Origin of the sequence: Rhizobium sp. NXC14, assembly GCF_002117485.1 — a bacterium.
Classification (GTDB): domain Bacteria; phylum Pseudomonadota; class Alphaproteobacteria; order Rhizobiales; family Rhizobiaceae; genus Rhizobium.
Genome location: NZ_CP021030.1, coordinates 2025337 through 2038934, shown reverse-complemented (window position 1 = coordinate 2038934; position 13598 = coordinate 2025337). Strand labels below are relative to the sequence as shown.

Below are 13598 nucleotides of genomic sequence, written 5' to 3'. Positions count from 1 at the left end.
TTGCACCCTTACCGGCCCCGGCGAAGTTTTAGTCAGTCAGTGCCGCCGGCCTGCGTAGCGAGTTTGAAAGACGAGTGTAGTATGGCGTTTGCGGTAGGGACGTTGGATAACGTCGCCCCTCTTGGCGGATCTGCTTTGCGTTCGCACAGATCTCGCGGTTTTCTTTACGGTGTCGTCGGCGCCGGGCTTTTAACCTCAACATGGCTGATCGCGACCTTGGCAACGATGCATTCGGTCGCCGCGCCCTTCTCTCCAGCAGGTAGCCTGGCACAGATCGGCGCCACCCCGAAGGTGGCATCGTCAACTCGCCTTGAAAGGTTGATCCATGTCGGCAAGGGTGACCGGCTGACTGCCTTCAACGCGAAGCCGAAGATGCCGCTGACGGCAAGCCTCATCCAGTCTCACGCCGAAAAGACCGCCGCCGCCGCAACGGCATTGGCGGCTCTGGCGAAGAACAATCCGCTGACCGTGACTGCCGAGCAACCGGTCGTCGCCGCGATTTCCGACAGCGCCAAGTTCCGCAAGGATGATGCGATCGCGCCGCCGCCGGTCGAACTCGCCTCGGCAGAGATTGAAGAAGACGACGGCAACCGCATCATCGTTCCGTCGAAGGAGGCCGTCGCAGCGGCCCAACTCCAGGCGATGCTCGCGCTTGCCGATGCTGACCCCCGGCAGATCGCACCCGCCCCGATCGAGCCAGTCGCCTCTCCCGTCAGGACCGCCTCGGTTCCTGCAACAGATTCCGCTCCGGTGCAGGTCGCAGCGGCAGAGGATCAACCCTTCGATCTCGTCCTGTCACCCGATACAGGTTCCGTGCCGTTACCGATGGCGCGTCCGGACGGACTCATCGGCAAACCGGCACCGACGGCCAAGGGTGCGCAGCGTTCTGCCGGGCCTGCCCTTGCCTATGCCCAGCCAAACTCGCCGATAGAGGACGATGAGGACGATGCCGTGCCGCGCTACGACAAGCCGGTCTTTTCACCGAAACTGCGGGCAGGTGTCGCGATCTATGATATCGAAAACAGCACCGTCTACTTGCCGAATGGCGAACGGCTGGAGGCTCATTCAGGTCTCGGCAAGATGCGCGACAACCCGCGCTACGTCGACAAGAAGATGCGCGGACCGACGCCGCCGCATACCTATGTCCTCACGATGCGCGAGGCTCTGTTTCACGGAGTCGAAGCGCTGCGCTTGACACCGGTGGAAGGCTCGGATGCCATCTATGACCGCGTCGGCCTGCTTGCCCACACCTATATGCTCGGCAAGAACGGCGATTCCAATGGCTGCGTTTCCTTCAAGGACTACAAGCGCTTCCTGGCCGCCTACAAACGGGGCGAGATCAAGCAGCTCGTGGTGGTTCCGCGGCTGAACAACAAGCCGGCTTCGACGCTCGCTTCGCTGTTTTCGTCGCGCAGCTGATTTAGAGCACGTGGGCAAGCAGCCGCTTGCCCCCCCGCAGCCCTACTTCAGCCAGACTGCTATCCGCTCCACCGCCTGAGCGATCTCTCCTTGCGAACCCGCATAGGAGAGACGCAAGGTTCGATGTCCCTCCAGCGGATCGAAATCCAGCCCCGGCGTCCCCGCGACGTTGATTTCTGCAAGCATGCGTTTGGCAAAACCCATGCTGTCATTGGTGAAGCGCGAGACATCGATATAGGCGTAGAAGGCACCGTCCATCGGCGAAGCGGGCGCAAGGCCGATCCTGGGCAGGCGGTCGAGCAGCAGCGCTCGGTTTGCGGCATAGCTCGCCTTGACATGATCAAGCTCTTCGCTTGCGCCAAGTGCGGCCACCGCTGCGATCTGGGAGAGCTCGGGCGGCGAGATATAGAGGCTCTGCGCCACGCGCTCGATCGGCCGCACCAGGCGCTCCGGCAGCACCATCCAACCGATTCGCCAGCCGGTCATGCAGTAATATTTGGAGAAGGAGTTGATGACGATCGCCTCGTCGGTCAGCTCGAGCGCGCTCGCCTCCTCGCCGGCGAAAATCAGCCCATGATAGATCTCATCGGAGATGAAGGCGATGGATTGGGCCGCGCAGTAGTCCGCAAGCGCCTTCAACCCGTCACGGCCGGTCACGGTGCCGGTCGGATTTGCGGGGCTTGCAAGCAGTACGCCTTTGAGCCTGACGCCGCTTTGCTGCTGTGCCGCCTCGAGGCTCTCGGGTGTCAGGGTAAAGTGGGTCTCGGCCGTCACCGGCACTTCGAGAACCTTCAGCCCCAGCGCGCCGAGAATGTTGCGATAAGCGGGATAACCCGGTCTCGCGATCGCCACGGCATCGCCGGCATCGAAAAGCGACAGAAAGGCGAGATTGAACCCTGCCGAGGAGCCTGTGGTTATGGCGATGCGCTTGGGATCGATCTGCAGGCCGTGACGGTCCCTGTAGTGCCAAGCAAGTGCGGATTTCAGCCGCGCCGTCCCCAGCGCATCCGTATAACCGATCCGGCCTTCGACGAGAGCGGCGCTTGCCGCTTCGAGGGCAGCTCGAGGCGCGGGATGCGAAGGTTGGCCGACCGCCATCGAGATAACGGGATGGCCGGCTGCCCGCCGCTTCGTCGCCTCCGCCAACACGTCCATGGCATGAAAAGGCTCGACTTCGCTGCGTTTCGATATGTTAAACAAGATCGCTTCTCGCTCGGCTTCTTGGCTGTTGGCCTGACAATTGCCGCATTAATCGGCTCATCACAATCCCGCGAGGGCAGCGCAGGGATGAAAATTCCTGTTTGAGCAGAACTCGACGGACCGTAACTTGACGCGACGCGTTCAAGTCCATAACCCGGCGACGGTTTCTCGACCAAGACCACATCGCCGATGACGAGGATATCATGGCCTTCTTCCCGAAAAGCTTCACCGCACTGGCGCTTGCCGCATCGATCGCTCTTCCCTTTCCGGCGGCAGCGCTCGACGATCAGCAGAAGAAGGAGTTCGGCGAATTCATCAAGCAATATCTGATCGAGAACCCGGAGATCATGCTTGATGTCCAGGAGGCGCTGCAGAAGAAGCAGGAAGCCGCGCGGCTGGTGAAAGCCAATATGGCGATTGAGGAGAACACCGCGAATATCTTCAATTCGAAGGATGACGTCGCGCTCGGCAATCCCAAGGGCGATGTGACGGTCGTCGAATTCTTCGATTATAATTGCACCTACTGCCGTCACGCGCTTCCCGACATGCAGGCGATGTTGAAGAAGGACGCGAACGTTCGCTTCGTGCTCAAGGAATTCCCGATCCTCGGGCCGGATTCGGTTGCCGCCCACAAAGTGGCCGACGCCTTCCGCAGGCTGGCGCCTGCGAAATATGGCGACTTTCATGTCGCCCTTCTCAGCAGCGAAGGCCGCGCCTCGGAAGACAGTGCGATTGCCGTCGCAGGCTCTCTCGGCGTCAGCGAGGACAAGATTCGCGCCGAGATGGCTAAGAGCCCGAATGACGGGATCGTTCAGGCGACCTATCAGCTTGCCTCCAGCCTCGGCATCAGCGGCACGCCCTCTTACGTAATCGGCAACGAGCTGGTCCCGGGCGCAGTCGGGCTTGACGATCTCGAAGCCAAGGTCAAGAACATGCGCAGCTGCGGCAAGACCGCCTGCTGAGGAAGCGGACAGCCGACCGGCCGCTCATCAAATCGCCAAAATCGAAGCGTTTCAGCCATGTGGACAAATGTGGCGCGATTCCTGCCGGCCAACCCGTAAGGGCTTTCATTCAGCCCTCGCGGAGTCTATAGGTTGCCGTCGTGCATTTACGGAACATTCGATGACGCAAACGATTTTTGTCCTGAACGGCCCAAACCTGAACATGCTGGGCAAACGAGAGCCCGGCATTTATGGCGGCAAGACGCTCAAGGACATCGAGGCAGACTGCAAGGCAGCCGGGCGCGAACTCGGCTTTGATATCGATTTCCGTCAGAGCAACCACGAAGGCACGCTTGTGGACTGGATCCACGAGGCCGACGAAAAAGCCGCCGGCGTCGCCATCAATGCAGGCGCCTACACGCATACGTCAGTTGCGCTGCACGACGCGATCCGCGCTATTTCGATTCCCGTCATCGAGCTCCACATATCCAACGTCCATACGCGGGAAGAATTCCGCCGCGAGTCGATGATCGCACCGGCATGCAAGGGCGTGATCTGCGGCTTCGGGCCTCATAGTTACATCCTGGCGCTGCAAGCGCTGAAGAACATCACGGCATAAGAAGAAGACAGGGCAACACCATGGCTGAAAAGAAATCGGGTATCGATCAGGCACTGATCCGCGATCTCGCCAACATCCTCAACGAGACGGATCTGACGGAGATCGAGGTCGAGCAGGACGACTTGCGCATCCGCGTTTCGCGCGGCGGCACGCCGCAATACGTCCAGGCACCGATCGCTGCACCGGCCTTTGCCGCCGCTCCGGCAGCAGCCGCCGCTCCGGCAGCCGCCGCTGCCGCGCCTGCCGCAGCCCCCGGCCGCAACCCGGCGAATGTCGTCAATGCGCCGATGGTCGGCACCGTCTATATGGCGCCGGCTCCGGGCGCACGTCCCTTCATCGAAATCGGCGCCACCGTCAAGGAAGGCCAGACGCTCATCATCATCGAAGCGATGAAGACGATGAACCAGATTCCTTCGCCGAAGTCGGGCAAGGTGACCGAGATCCTCGTCGACGACGGACATCCCGTCGAATACGGCCAAGCTCTCGTCGTCATCGAATAGGCCCAAGCCCATGATTTCGAAAATTCTCATCGCCAATCGCGGGGAAATCGCCCTTCGCGTGCTTCGGGCCTGCAAGGAGCTCGGCATTGCCTGCGTCGTGGTGCATTCTACCGCCGACGCCGATGCCATGCACGTGCGCCTTGCCGACGAAAGCGTGTGCATCGGTCCGCCCTCCTCGCGCGAGAGCTACCTCAACATCCATCAGATTGTCGCCGCCTGCGAGATCACCGGCGCCGATGCCGTGCACCCGGGTTACGGCTTTCTGTCGGAGAACGCCAAGTTTGCCGATATCCTGGAAGCGCACGGCATCACCTTCATCGGGCCGACGGCGGATCACATCCGTATCATGGGCGACAAGATCACCGCCAAGACGACGGCGCTGGAACTCGGCATTCCCGTCGTTCCCGGCTCGGACGGCGAAGTAAAGACAGAAGAGGATGCGCTGCGGACGGCCGCCGAAATCGGCTATCCCGTGCTGATCAAGGCAACGGCCGGCGGCGGTGGGCGCGGCATGAAGGTTGCCAAGAGCGAGGCCGATCTCATCGAGGCCTGGTCGACGGCGCGCACGGAGGCGGCAGCGGCCTTCGGCAACGATGCCGTTTACATGGAAAAATACCTCGGCAAGCCACGCCACATCGAAATCCAGGTCTTCGGTGACGGTGAAGGCAATGCCATTCATCTCGGCGAACGCGACTGCTCGCTGCAGCGCCGCCACCAGAAGGTCTGGGAAGAAGCGAATTCGCCTGCGCTCAATGTCGAGCAGCGCATGAAGATCGGCCAGATCTGCGCCGATGCCATGAAGAAGCTGAAATATCGCGGCGCCGGCACGATCGAATTCCTCTACGAGAACGGCGAATTCTATTTCATCGAAATGAATACCCGTTTGCAGGTGGAGCATCCGATCACGGAAGCGATCACCGGCATCGACCTGGTGCATGAGCAGATCCGCGTCGCCTCCGGCGGCGGCCTGTCTGTGACGCAGGACGAGGTGCATTTCTCCGGCCATGCCATCGAATGCCGGATCAATGCCGAGGATGCGCGCACCTTCGTGCCCTCCCCTGGCACGATCACGCATTTCCATGCGCCGGGCGGCCTTGGCGTGCGCATCGACTCCGGCGCCTACCAAGGTTACAAGATCCCGCCCTATTACGACAGCCTCATCGGCAAGCTGATCGTGCACGGCCGCACGCGCGTCGAATGCATGATGCGCCTGCGCCGCGCGCTCGACGAATTCGTCGTCGACGGCATCAAGACGACGCTGCCGTTGTTCCAGGATCTCGTCTCCAACCAGGATATCGCCAACGGCGACTACGATATCCACTGGCTGGAACATTACCTCGCCAACACGCCAGCGGCATAGGACAGGAATGGCAGGATCGCGCAGGAAGTCACCAGGCATAACCCCTGACATCCTCCTGCGCGCCTATTCCATCGGCCTCTTTCCGATGGCCGAGTCTGCCGACGACCCGGAGATCTTCTGGGTCGAACCGGAATTGCGCGGCGTTCTGCCGCTTGGTGATTTCCACATATCCAAAAGCCTCGCCAAACGTGTGCGCAGGAAACCCTTCGAAATCCGCTTCGATCACGATTTCGACCAGGTGATCGCGGCTTGCGCGGAGGAAACATCGGGGCGCCCGAGCACCTGGATCAACCAGACGATCCGGTCGCTTTATTCCACGCTGTTCGAAATTGGTCATGCCCATACGGTTGAAGCCTGGGAAGGCGATCAACTGGTCGGCGGCCTCTACGGTGTCTCGTTGGGTTCGGCCTTTTTCGGCGAAAGCATGTTTTCACGCCGGACGGACGCCTCGAAAATCTGCCTTGTACACCTGGTCGACCGGCTGAGGGAAAAGGGTTTCACGCTGCTCGACACGCAATTCACCACCGAACATCTGAAAACGTTCGGAGCGATCGACGTGCCGAAGGCCGAGTATGCCGTGCTGCTCGCCGCAGCGATGGAATCGCCACACCTTAGTTTCTAAAGTCGATCGACGTCCTCGTGCTCAGGACCATCCGGGCGGTTTTCACGTATCCGACCGCATGCCGTTCGGCCCTAGCGTTCGGATTTAACCATCGATTAGCGCGCCTGCGCCTTGGCGCTGTCGGGAGCCGGAACGTCCGAGCTTGTCTTGCAGTCCTTCAGCCAGACGTCATAGATCGGGTGCTCTACGGCGTTGAGGCCGGGACTGTCGGCGAACATCCAGCCGGTGAAGATGCGGCGAATCTTGCGGTCAAGGGTAATTTCGTCGACCTCGACGAAACCGTCGATCTTCTGCGCTTCAGCCTGGTCGCGCGAATAGCAGGCTTTCGGCGTCACCTGTAGCGCGCCGAACTGTACCGTCTCATTGACATAGACATCGAACGTCGTGATGCGGCCGGTGATCTTGTCGAGGCCGGAGAACACGGCAACCGGATTGTCGATGCGCGCGGCATGTGCCGCACTCGGTGGAAGCAGAGCCGAGAGCGCCAGCAGCGATCCGGCGCCACGCAGGACCATGTTCCGCGTGAAGAGCTTCATATGCACCCGTCTCCAGACATTTTCGGTTCACGGCCGCGATCCAGCGCGGCCAACCTGCGGGTAAAGGTCAATTGTGGCCAAAAGCCGGGCTTGCGATCGCCCGGTCGAGCCGTCTCAGTTGCCGGGCGTCCAGGCGTCGTAATCGCCGGTGACGCGCGGCCGCTCGCCGGGAACCGCGAGCGAGCCCGGCGGACGGTAAGCCTGCGGCGAACCGGTGAGGTTCGGACGATGCGCCTTCTGCCATTCCTTGGCGACATAGTTTTCCTTGGACGGCGGAACATCGGTGCGATGATGCATCCAACCATGCCAGCCCGGCGGAATGGCGGAGGCTTCGGCATAACCCTTGTAGATCACCCAGCGCTTCGGCAGGCCATAGGAAGAGATGCCGCCTTCATAATAGACGTTGCCGAATTCATCCTCGCCGACGCGCTTGCCAAAACGCCACGTCGCAAAACGCGTGCCTATCGTCTGACTGTTCCACCAGGTGAAGATTTGAACCAGAAGATTCCGCATGTCTTTTCCTTGTGCCCGCCAGTGCGGGCCAAACCAGAATTTAGCTCCCCGCTTATGCCGTCGCCAAGCCGAATTGTCCAGCGATTCCACGAGAGGCAGGGGTCATTTCAAGGCCATCTTGAAGCCGATATGCGGTGGCTTGAAGCCAAGCCTTTCATAGAAACGATGGGCATCCTTGCGTATGGCGTTCGAGGTCAGCTGCACCAGCCGCACGCCGCGGCTTTTTGCCTCGGCAACGGCGAATTCGATCATTCCGGCACCGATGCCCTGCCCGCGCATGTCAGCCCGCGTCTGCACCGCCTCGATGATCATCGTCGAAGAACCGCGGCCCGTCAGCGAGGTCGTGAGCATCGTCTGGAACGTACCGACGATTTCGCGGCCGCGCTCTGCGACATAAAGCGTCTGGTCGGGCGAAGCGTCGATGACCGCGAAGGCCCTGGCATAATCAGCAAAAGCCTCGGCATCCGTCGTATCGCCGTGACCGCCGAGAGCATCGGCAGCAAACAGCGCCACAAGCGCCGACAGATCGTCCCTGCGCGCTTCGCGAATGAGAGTATCGGACAATTCGACCGCCACGGTCTCAATGCCCTTCGAGCGGTTTTTCGAAAATCAGCGAGGGAATGCCGGATTGTCCGGGCGCGCTGTTCTCGTTGCGGCCGGCTTCGGTGAAACCATGCGCCTGGTAGAAGGCGATCGCCGCCGCATTCTGCGGCTCGACTTCCAGACGCATGATCTCGGCATCCGGAAAGCAGGATTCGAGCTCGGCGAAGATATCGCGGCCGATGCCCTGGCGCTTCAGCGACGGGCTGACGTAGAGGAGATGCAGCATGACCGTCTTCGTCAGCGCCTGCGACATGGCTGCATAACCCACGCCGCCGATGTTGCGGCCATTATCGGCGACGAGGAACTCGGCATCCCTGCGCACCAGCCGCGCCTTGAGCGCTGCCGGCGTAAAGAGATGGGCGATCAGATCGTCCACCTTTGTTGTGCCGTGGAGCTCGTCATAGGTGGCGTGAAAGCTCTCCACCAGAAGAGCGCGCACCTTCTCGAGGTCGCGCTCGCCGGCGGTGCGGACGAAATACACCGCTTATTCCTCGATTCCGAGCTTCGCCTTGACGAGCGCCTGGACCGCCTGCGGATTGGCCTTGCCGCCGGTCGCCTTCATCACCTGGCCGACGAACCATGCCGCCATGGTCGGCTTCGCCTTGACCTTTTCGACCTGTTCGGGATTGGCGGCGATGATCTCGTCCACGGCCTTTTCGATGGCGCCGGTATCCGTCACCTGCTTCATGCCGCGCGATTCAACGATCTCGGCGGGATCGCCGCCTTCGGTCAGCACGATCTCGAAAAGGTCCTTGGCGATCTTGCCCGAGATGGTCCCTGATTTGATGAGGTCGATGATGGCGCCGAGCTGGGCCGGCGAGACCGGCGTCTGTTCGATGTCCTTGCCGGTACGGTTGAGCGCGCCAAGCAGGTCGTTGATCACCCAGTTTGCCGCCGTCTTGCCGTCGCGGCCGGCGGCCACGGCCTCGAAATAATCGGCGATCGCCTTTTCGGAAACCAGCACCGAAGCGTCGTAGACCGACAGGCCGAGTTCACGCACGAAGCGCTCCTTCTTGTCGTCGGGCAGCTCCGGCAGATCGGCTTCGAGCGCCTTGATGAAGGCATCGTCGAATTCGAGCGGCAGCAGATCCGGATCGGGGAAGTAGCGATAATCATGCGCGTCTTCCTTGGAGCGCATCGAGCGCGTCTCGCCCTTGTTCGGGTCGAAGAGGCGCGTCTCCTGATCGATTGTGCCACCGTCTTCCAGAATACCGATCTGGCGGCGCGCTTCATATTCGATGGCCTGGCCGATGAAACGGATGGAATTGACGTTCTTGATTTCGCAGCGCGTGCCGAAAGCCTCGCCCGGACGGCGCACGGAGACGTTGACGTCGGCGCGCATCGAGCCCTCGTCCATGTTGCCGTCGCAAGTGCCGAGATAACGGACGATCGAACGCAACTTGGTCATATAGGCCTTGGCTTCGTCGGACGAGCGCATGTCGGGCTTGGAGACGATCTCCATCAGCGCCACGCCGGAACGGTTCAGATCGACATAGGACATGGTCGCGTGCTGGTCGTGCATCGACTTGCCGGCATCCTGCTCCAGGTGCAGGCGTTCGATGCCGATCTCGATATCCTCGAACTGGCCCTGGCGATCCGGCCCGAGCGAAATGACGATCTTGCCCTCGCCGACGATCGGATCCTTGTACTGCGATATCTGATAGCCCTGCGGCAGGTCAGGATAGAAATAGTTCTTGCGGTCGAAGAGCGAACGCTTGTTGATCTCAGCCTTGAGGCCGAGACCGGTGCGCACCGCCTGTTTGACGCATTCCTCGTTGATGACGGGCAGCATGCCGGGCATGGCGGCATCGACCAGCGATACGTTCGAATTCTGCGGCTTGCCGAATTCCGTCGAGGCGCCGGAGAAGAGCTTCGATTTGGACAGCACCTGGGCATGGACTTCCATGCCGACGATGACTTCCCAGTCGCCGGTGGCGCCGGGGATGAAACGTTTCGGATCGGGCGTGCGGACGTCGACAAGGGTCATCTGATGCTCTTTGCAGGCTGTTCTTTTCCATTGGTGAGGTAAAGGAAATGGCATTCCGGTGCAAGGCTTTCCCCATCGCGCACTGCGGTTTGACGGAGGTCGGCGACATTTGCCGCGGGTTAACCGAGGGATGGCAATGTAGCCGCATGACGATGACCGACATCACCAAAACGGCCGCACTGTTTCTGGCGCTGAACCTCATCGCATTTTCGATCTATTTCCTCGACAAGCAGCCGGCGCGCAATGGCGGGTGGCGCATCAGCGAGCGCTCGCTTCTGACTCTTGCGCTGATCGGCGGCAGCCTCGGCGCGGTGGCGGCACAGCAGATCCTGCGCCACAAGACGAGGAAGGAGCCGTTCCGGTCGATCCTGGCGGCGATCCTGATCCTCCACGGCGCCTTGGCCATGATCCTGGCCTTCGCGCCGCTATGGGCCCCTCGCCTTCATCTGGATTTTTAAACTTCAGAATTCCTGCCCATATCCGCCTTGGCTTTCCGAAACCAGCGGCTTCGTCAGCCCGACAGAGGGCAAGTCGCGGTCAAGCTTCGGATTATAGGCGACCGACAGCCAGTGGATACCGTAACCGTGCTTCCGAAAAAAGCCGATTGCCTCGCTATTGCTGGAATGGGTCTGCACCGCCGCCGTCTCGAAGCCTCGGCCGGCGATATCCTTCTCGATGCGTTCGAGAAGGGCTGAGCCGAGTCCCTGCCGGGTGAAGACGGGATCGATCCAGAAATCCGAGATGGTTTCGTCCAATCCCTCGCGTGCAGCCCAGCCTGCGACCTGGCCGTTCTGCTCGATGACGGTGATTGTCAGCCAGTCGTTCTCCACGAAGTTGCGAAAGGCGTTGCGCGCCGCGTCGATCATCGCATCCGATTCGCCAATCGACGCCATCGCCTTTTGCCAGGCCCTGAGCCCGATCTCGCTCAATAGCTCCGCTTCCCCGTCGCGGGCATTGCGAATGTGGATCAACGACACCTCCGCGTTACCCCTCTAACTAGAGCACTGAGTCGCGGAATTTACCAGTAGCTGCAAAGGGATGATCAACCGAAACCAGCGTTTTCGACCGGTTTTCACCGACAAGATGCTCTTGACCGCTTTTTCCGGGCTGAATAATAGATATTTTATGTTGAGCCAGTCTGAGACCCGGTAAAGGCCCTGCCCGCAAGTTTTCTTGCGCGCATGGGCCCGAAAAAACGAAGCCCTGACGTTCGAATGAGCGCCAGATCGTTTTTGTGCGCCCCTACGGCGCGATACCGGATCTCACAACATGGACATTTCCCGCACGGAGCAGCGCATCCTGCATCTCATGGCCCAAGGCGGCCGCATCGAAATTACCCGCGACGACTACAGAAAGATCGAAAACGTCAGTTGTTTCACCCGCGACGGCTGGCTCTATCCCGGCGTCGACCTCGGTCTCTTCCGCAGGCTGAAGCGGCTGAAGGCGATCAAGTCTTCACGCGGGCAGCCTTACCGGATTACCGAGCGAGGGCTGAGACTGGTCAGGTCGCAGCTGGACAATAGATAGGTCGGGCAACCAACCCTGGTCGCGCATCAAACCGGGGCGCTCAGGGCTCAGCTTTGAATTGGAATTCGAACGGGGCAAAGTCACCCCGAATATCTATCTTGTTCCATCAGCTCCGCTTGCGGGGTGCCAGTATATTCAAGACTAGACTTCGCGACACCATTTATCACGTTGATATCGCGCCAAGTCCCGGAATACGTTATCCAAATACTCGCGAACTTCAACAGAGCGATCTAGGCCGGATCTTATGTTTACATTCTCGTACGGCCTAAGAGCAGCACGTATTACGCCTGCGCTTGTGCCGCCGATGCTTGAAGCGAGGTAGGCATATTCCGCAGCCCTTGCCGCGCCATTACACCAGTCCCACGGCATCCATTTGTAGTCACTTATCAGAAGATCGCAAAGCTTGTCCTTCGAGATCAAAAACCCTCCCAGCTCTCGGTCAAGCGGTGAATGTCGGCTTGAGCCTTCTCAAGCACTAACTTCAAATTCCCGCCATGGTCACTCAACCGCAGCGATGACCGTTCTCCCCCATGAGTAGTATTGCCCCAATTGGCACCGCTCATTAAATCGGCCTTCCATCCGACTGTTTCTCCCGCCGTAGAGTTTCAAGCACTTTTCTGCAAAACTAAACGCGGCAATGTTCCGCAGTCCAAAGTCACATGCGAAATTGTTGACGGTTCTCCCAAATAAATTCCACTCGACAAAACTCTCTTCCTCGCCATCATTGCTATGGCAATACAAGAATTTTGATACTTTGATGAAGCCTATCTGCGCCATTTTTTCGTCTAGCGCAGATGTGATTTCTTTTAGAAACATTCAGGCGCTGCTCCCATCACTTCACAATCTCGTCGAACGGTATCTTGCTCTCAGATAAGAGTGAACGAAGAACGGCGCTTCGCGCATCGACTGGAGCACAGCCATCACACATGGTTTTGTAAGCAACTCTGCCCGGCGTCAACGGTCGACCTCGACATTGGCGTCGGGATAGAGCGTCGTGCCGAAGCCCTCTATCAGGCCGGTGATGGTCTTGTTCCTGCCTAGTTTGTCACGGCTGTGGTTCAGGACCTGACGCCGTCATTACTTCTACGCCAGGAGTTGATTTCCTTAGCGAGTTGCGGGTCATGTCGTAGCTCGTCAACCGCATCTTTGCTGATAGCAGCCTTCGAGCGTCTTAAAGGTCCGATCAGCAAGAGGCGGCTTTCTCCATGGGCGGGATCTTTTGCCAGTTCAATAAGCTGGGGGAGCGTGTCTTCCGTTACTGATCCGGAAAGCGCACAAGCTAAGGCCTCCTTAAAACCCAGCACGAATTCCGTCTCCTCACCGGGGAAAACGGGGCCTTTGCCCTCTTTTGCGTTGATGTATTGCTGAACAAGGAAATCCCAATATTCACTGGCCGCGGGAACCGCTAGAGCTCTGGCAATCCCACTTCGTGTTCGATCGGAATAAGGCAATTGCAAATGCTTCATCAAGATCGGCACCAGGGTTGGATATCCACTCCTGCTGTTAACTAGGTCCCAAACAGACGTGACGTTCGCGCCTGCCTCCCGCAGGTCATTGACAATAGTTTGCTCCTCTTCAAGCCGGCGAGCGTCGCGAATGGCCCAAATATCGCCCATTTCATTCTCCTAAATCTTACTAGACTCCCTTTGGGAGAGGCCTGGTCTCAGTGTCGCTGGTCGGTTGAATAGGTCAAAGCGCAAACCCCGAAATATGTCGATGTAATCTCTCAACTGCTGGGTGAGACTCAGCTTTCCAACTTTTTTCACGTCCG

The 13598-nt window shown here is 59.6% G+C and carries 17 protein-coding genes; 8 read left to right on the top strand and 9 right to left on the bottom strand.

Annotated elements, in window-relative coordinates; translation table 11 throughout:
- Positions 1 to 81 precede the first annotated feature (81 nt).
- Entirely contained in the window at positions 82 to 1419 is a 1338-nt protein-coding gene (locus tag NXC14_RS10045) for a DUF2778 domain-containing protein (RefSeq protein WP_085778020.1), read from the top strand.
- A 42-nt stretch (positions 1420 to 1461) separates the two neighbouring features.
- Here the strand turns inward: NXC14_RS10045 and NXC14_RS10040 are convergent, their stop codons facing one another.
- A complete protein-coding gene (locus NXC14_RS10040; RefSeq protein WP_085778019.1) occupies positions 1462 to 2619 on the bottom strand; it encodes an aminotransferase class I/II-fold pyridoxal phosphate-dependent enzyme in 1158 nt (385 codons plus the stop codon).
- Positions 2620 to 2822: 203 nt separating this feature from the next.
- On the opposite strand from NXC14_RS10040, the gene NXC14_RS10035 reads away from it, so the two are divergent.
- The 5 genes from NXC14_RS10035 to aat all read left to right on the top strand — a co-directional run bounded on the left by NXC14_RS10035 (position 2823) and on the right by aat (position 6661).
- A complete protein-coding gene (locus NXC14_RS10035) occupies positions 2823 to 3581 on the top strand; it encodes a DsbA family protein (RefSeq protein ID WP_085778018.1) in 759 nt (252 codons plus the stop codon).
- A 160-nt stretch (positions 3582 to 3741) separates the two neighbouring features.
- Positions 3742 to 4179: a type II 3-dehydroquinate dehydratase gene (gene aroQ, locus NXC14_RS10030; protein ID WP_085778017.1), complete on the top strand. Its 438-nt coding sequence runs from the start codon at positions 3742 to 3744 to the stop codon at positions 4177 to 4179.
- A 20-nt stretch (positions 4180 to 4199) separates the two neighbouring features.
- Positions 4200 to 4679, top strand: coding sequence for an acetyl-CoA carboxylase biotin carboxyl carrier protein (gene accB, locus NXC14_RS10025; RefSeq protein ID WP_085778016.1), 480 nt, complete (start codon positions 4200 to 4202; stop codon positions 4677 to 4679).
- A 10-nt stretch (positions 4680 to 4689) separates the two neighbouring features.
- Positions 4690 to 6039, top strand: a complete 1350-nt coding sequence (gene accC, locus NXC14_RS10020; RefSeq protein WP_085778015.1) for an acetyl-CoA carboxylase biotin carboxylase subunit — start codon at positions 4690 to 4692, stop codon at positions 6037 to 6039.
- Positions 6040 to 6046: 7 nt separating this feature from the next.
- Complete coding sequence (aat, locus tag NXC14_RS10015) at positions 6047 to 6661, top strand: leucyl/phenylalanyl-tRNA--protein transferase (RefSeq protein WP_085778014.1); 615 nt, start codon at positions 6047 to 6049, stop codon at positions 6659 to 6661.
- Between the two features lie 95 nt (positions 6662 to 6756).
- On the opposite strand, the gene NXC14_RS10010 is transcribed toward aat, so the two are convergent.
- From NXC14_RS10010 to gatB, 5 genes are all read right to left on the bottom strand, one after another.
- The gene (locus NXC14_RS10010) at positions 6757 to 7197 is read right to left on the bottom strand and encodes a DUF2155 domain-containing protein (RefSeq protein ID WP_085778013.1); all 441 of its coding nucleotides are present in this window, start codon (positions 7195 to 7197) and stop codon (positions 6757 to 6759) included.
- A gap of 114 nt (positions 7198 to 7311) precedes the next feature.
- On the bottom strand, positions 7312 to 7710 hold the full coding sequence (locus tag NXC14_RS10005) for an NADH:ubiquinone oxidoreductase subunit NDUFA12 (protein WP_085778012.1): 399 nt from the start codon (positions 7708 to 7710) through the stop codon (positions 7312 to 7314).
- 102 nt (positions 7711 to 7812) lie between these two features.
- Positions 7813 to 8286, bottom strand: coding sequence for a GNAT family N-acetyltransferase (locus NXC14_RS10000; RefSeq protein ID WP_085778011.1), 474 nt, complete (start codon positions 8284 to 8286; stop codon positions 7813 to 7815).
- Between the two features lie 4 nt (positions 8287 to 8290).
- Positions 8291 to 8794 (bottom strand): GNAT family N-acetyltransferase, encoded by a 504-nt coding sequence (locus NXC14_RS09995; RefSeq protein WP_085778010.1) that lies wholly within the window; start codon positions 8792 to 8794, stop codon positions 8291 to 8293.
- A gap of 3 nt (positions 8795 to 8797) precedes the next feature.
- Positions 8798 to 10300, bottom strand: coding sequence for an Asp-tRNA(Asn)/Glu-tRNA(Gln) amidotransferase subunit GatB (gene gatB / locus NXC14_RS09990; RefSeq protein WP_085778009.1), 1503 nt, complete (start codon positions 10298 to 10300; stop codon positions 8798 to 8800).
- Between the two features lie 146 nt (positions 10301 to 10446).
- Between gatB and NXC14_RS09985 the strand changes: the two genes are divergently transcribed.
- Positions 10447 to 10758 (top strand): DUF1294 domain-containing protein, encoded by a 312-nt coding sequence (locus tag NXC14_RS09985; protein WP_085778008.1) that lies wholly within the window; start codon positions 10447 to 10449, stop codon positions 10756 to 10758.
- A 3-nt stretch (positions 10759 to 10761) separates the two neighbouring features.
- On the opposite strand, the gene NXC14_RS09980 is transcribed toward NXC14_RS09985, so the two are convergent.
- Positions 10762 to 11271, bottom strand: coding sequence for a GNAT family N-acetyltransferase (locus tag NXC14_RS09980; protein ID WP_085778007.1), 510 nt, complete (start codon positions 11269 to 11271; stop codon positions 10762 to 10764).
- A 298-nt stretch (positions 11272 to 11569) separates the two neighbouring features.
- Between NXC14_RS09980 and NXC14_RS09975 the strand changes: the two genes are divergently transcribed.
- Positions 11570 to 11827 (top strand): YjhX family toxin, encoded by a 258-nt coding sequence (locus NXC14_RS09975; protein WP_085778006.1) that lies wholly within the window; start codon positions 11570 to 11572, stop codon positions 11825 to 11827.
- 498 nt (positions 11828 to 12325) lie between these two features.
- Here the strand turns inward: NXC14_RS09975 and NXC14_RS09970 are convergent, their stop codons facing one another.
- Entirely contained in the window at positions 12326 to 12643 is a 318-nt protein-coding gene (locus NXC14_RS09970) for a hypothetical protein (RefSeq protein WP_085778005.1), read from the bottom strand.
- Positions 12644 to 12885: 242 nt separating this feature from the next.
- Positions 12886 to 13443 (bottom strand): hypothetical protein, encoded by a 558-nt coding sequence (locus NXC14_RS09965; RefSeq protein ID WP_085778004.1) that lies wholly within the window; start codon positions 13441 to 13443, stop codon positions 12886 to 12888.
- Positions 13444 to 13598 lie beyond the last annotated feature (155 nt).

Bases quoted from the DNA above. Each gene is read 5' to 3' on its own strand.
- NXC14_RS09965 (WP_085778004.1), bottom strand. From the start codon at position 13,443: ATGGGCGATATTTGGGCCATTCGCGACGCTCGCCGGCTTGAAGAGGAG.
- gatB (WP_085778009.1), bottom strand. From the start codon at position 10,300: ATGACCCTTGTCGACGTCCGCACGCCCGATCCGAAACGTTTCATCCCC.
- NXC14_RS09985 (WP_085778008.1), top strand. From the start codon at position 10,447: ATGACGATGACCGACATCACCAAAACGGCCGCACTGTTTCTGGCGCTG.
- NXC14_RS09975 (WP_085778006.1), top strand. From the start codon at position 11,570: ATGGACATTTCCCGCACGGAGCAGCGCATCCTGCATCTCATGGCCCAA.
- NXC14_RS09970 (WP_085778005.1), bottom strand. From the start codon at position 12,643: ATGTTTCTAAAAGAAATCACATCTGCGCTAGACGAAAAAATGGCGCAG.
- accB (WP_085778016.1), top strand. From the start codon at position 4,200: ATGGCTGAAAAGAAATCGGGTATCGATCAGGCACTGATCCGCGATCTC.
- NXC14_RS10035 (WP_085778018.1), top strand. From the start codon at position 2,823: ATGGCCTTCTTCCCGAAAAGCTTCACCGCACTGGCGCTTGCCGCATCG.
- aat (WP_085778014.1), top strand. From the start codon at position 6,047: ATGGCAGGATCGCGCAGGAAGTCACCAGGCATAACCCCTGACATCCTC.
- NXC14_RS10010 (WP_085778013.1), bottom strand. From the start codon at position 7,197: ATGAAGCTCTTCACGCGGAACATGGTCCTGCGTGGCGCCGGATCGCTG.
- accC (WP_085778015.1), top strand. From the start codon at position 4,690: ATGATTTCGAAAATTCTCATCGCCAATCGCGGGGAAATCGCCCTTCGC.
- NXC14_RS10045 (WP_085778020.1), top strand. From the start codon at position 82: ATGGCGTTTGCGGTAGGGACGTTGGATAACGTCGCCCCTCTTGGCGGA.
- NXC14_RS10005 (WP_085778012.1), bottom strand. From the start codon at position 7,710: ATGCGGAATCTTCTGGTTCAAATCTTCACCTGGTGGAACAGTCAGACG.
- aroQ (WP_085778017.1), top strand. From the start codon at position 3,742: ATGACGCAAACGATTTTTGTCCTGAACGGCCCAAACCTGAACATGCTG.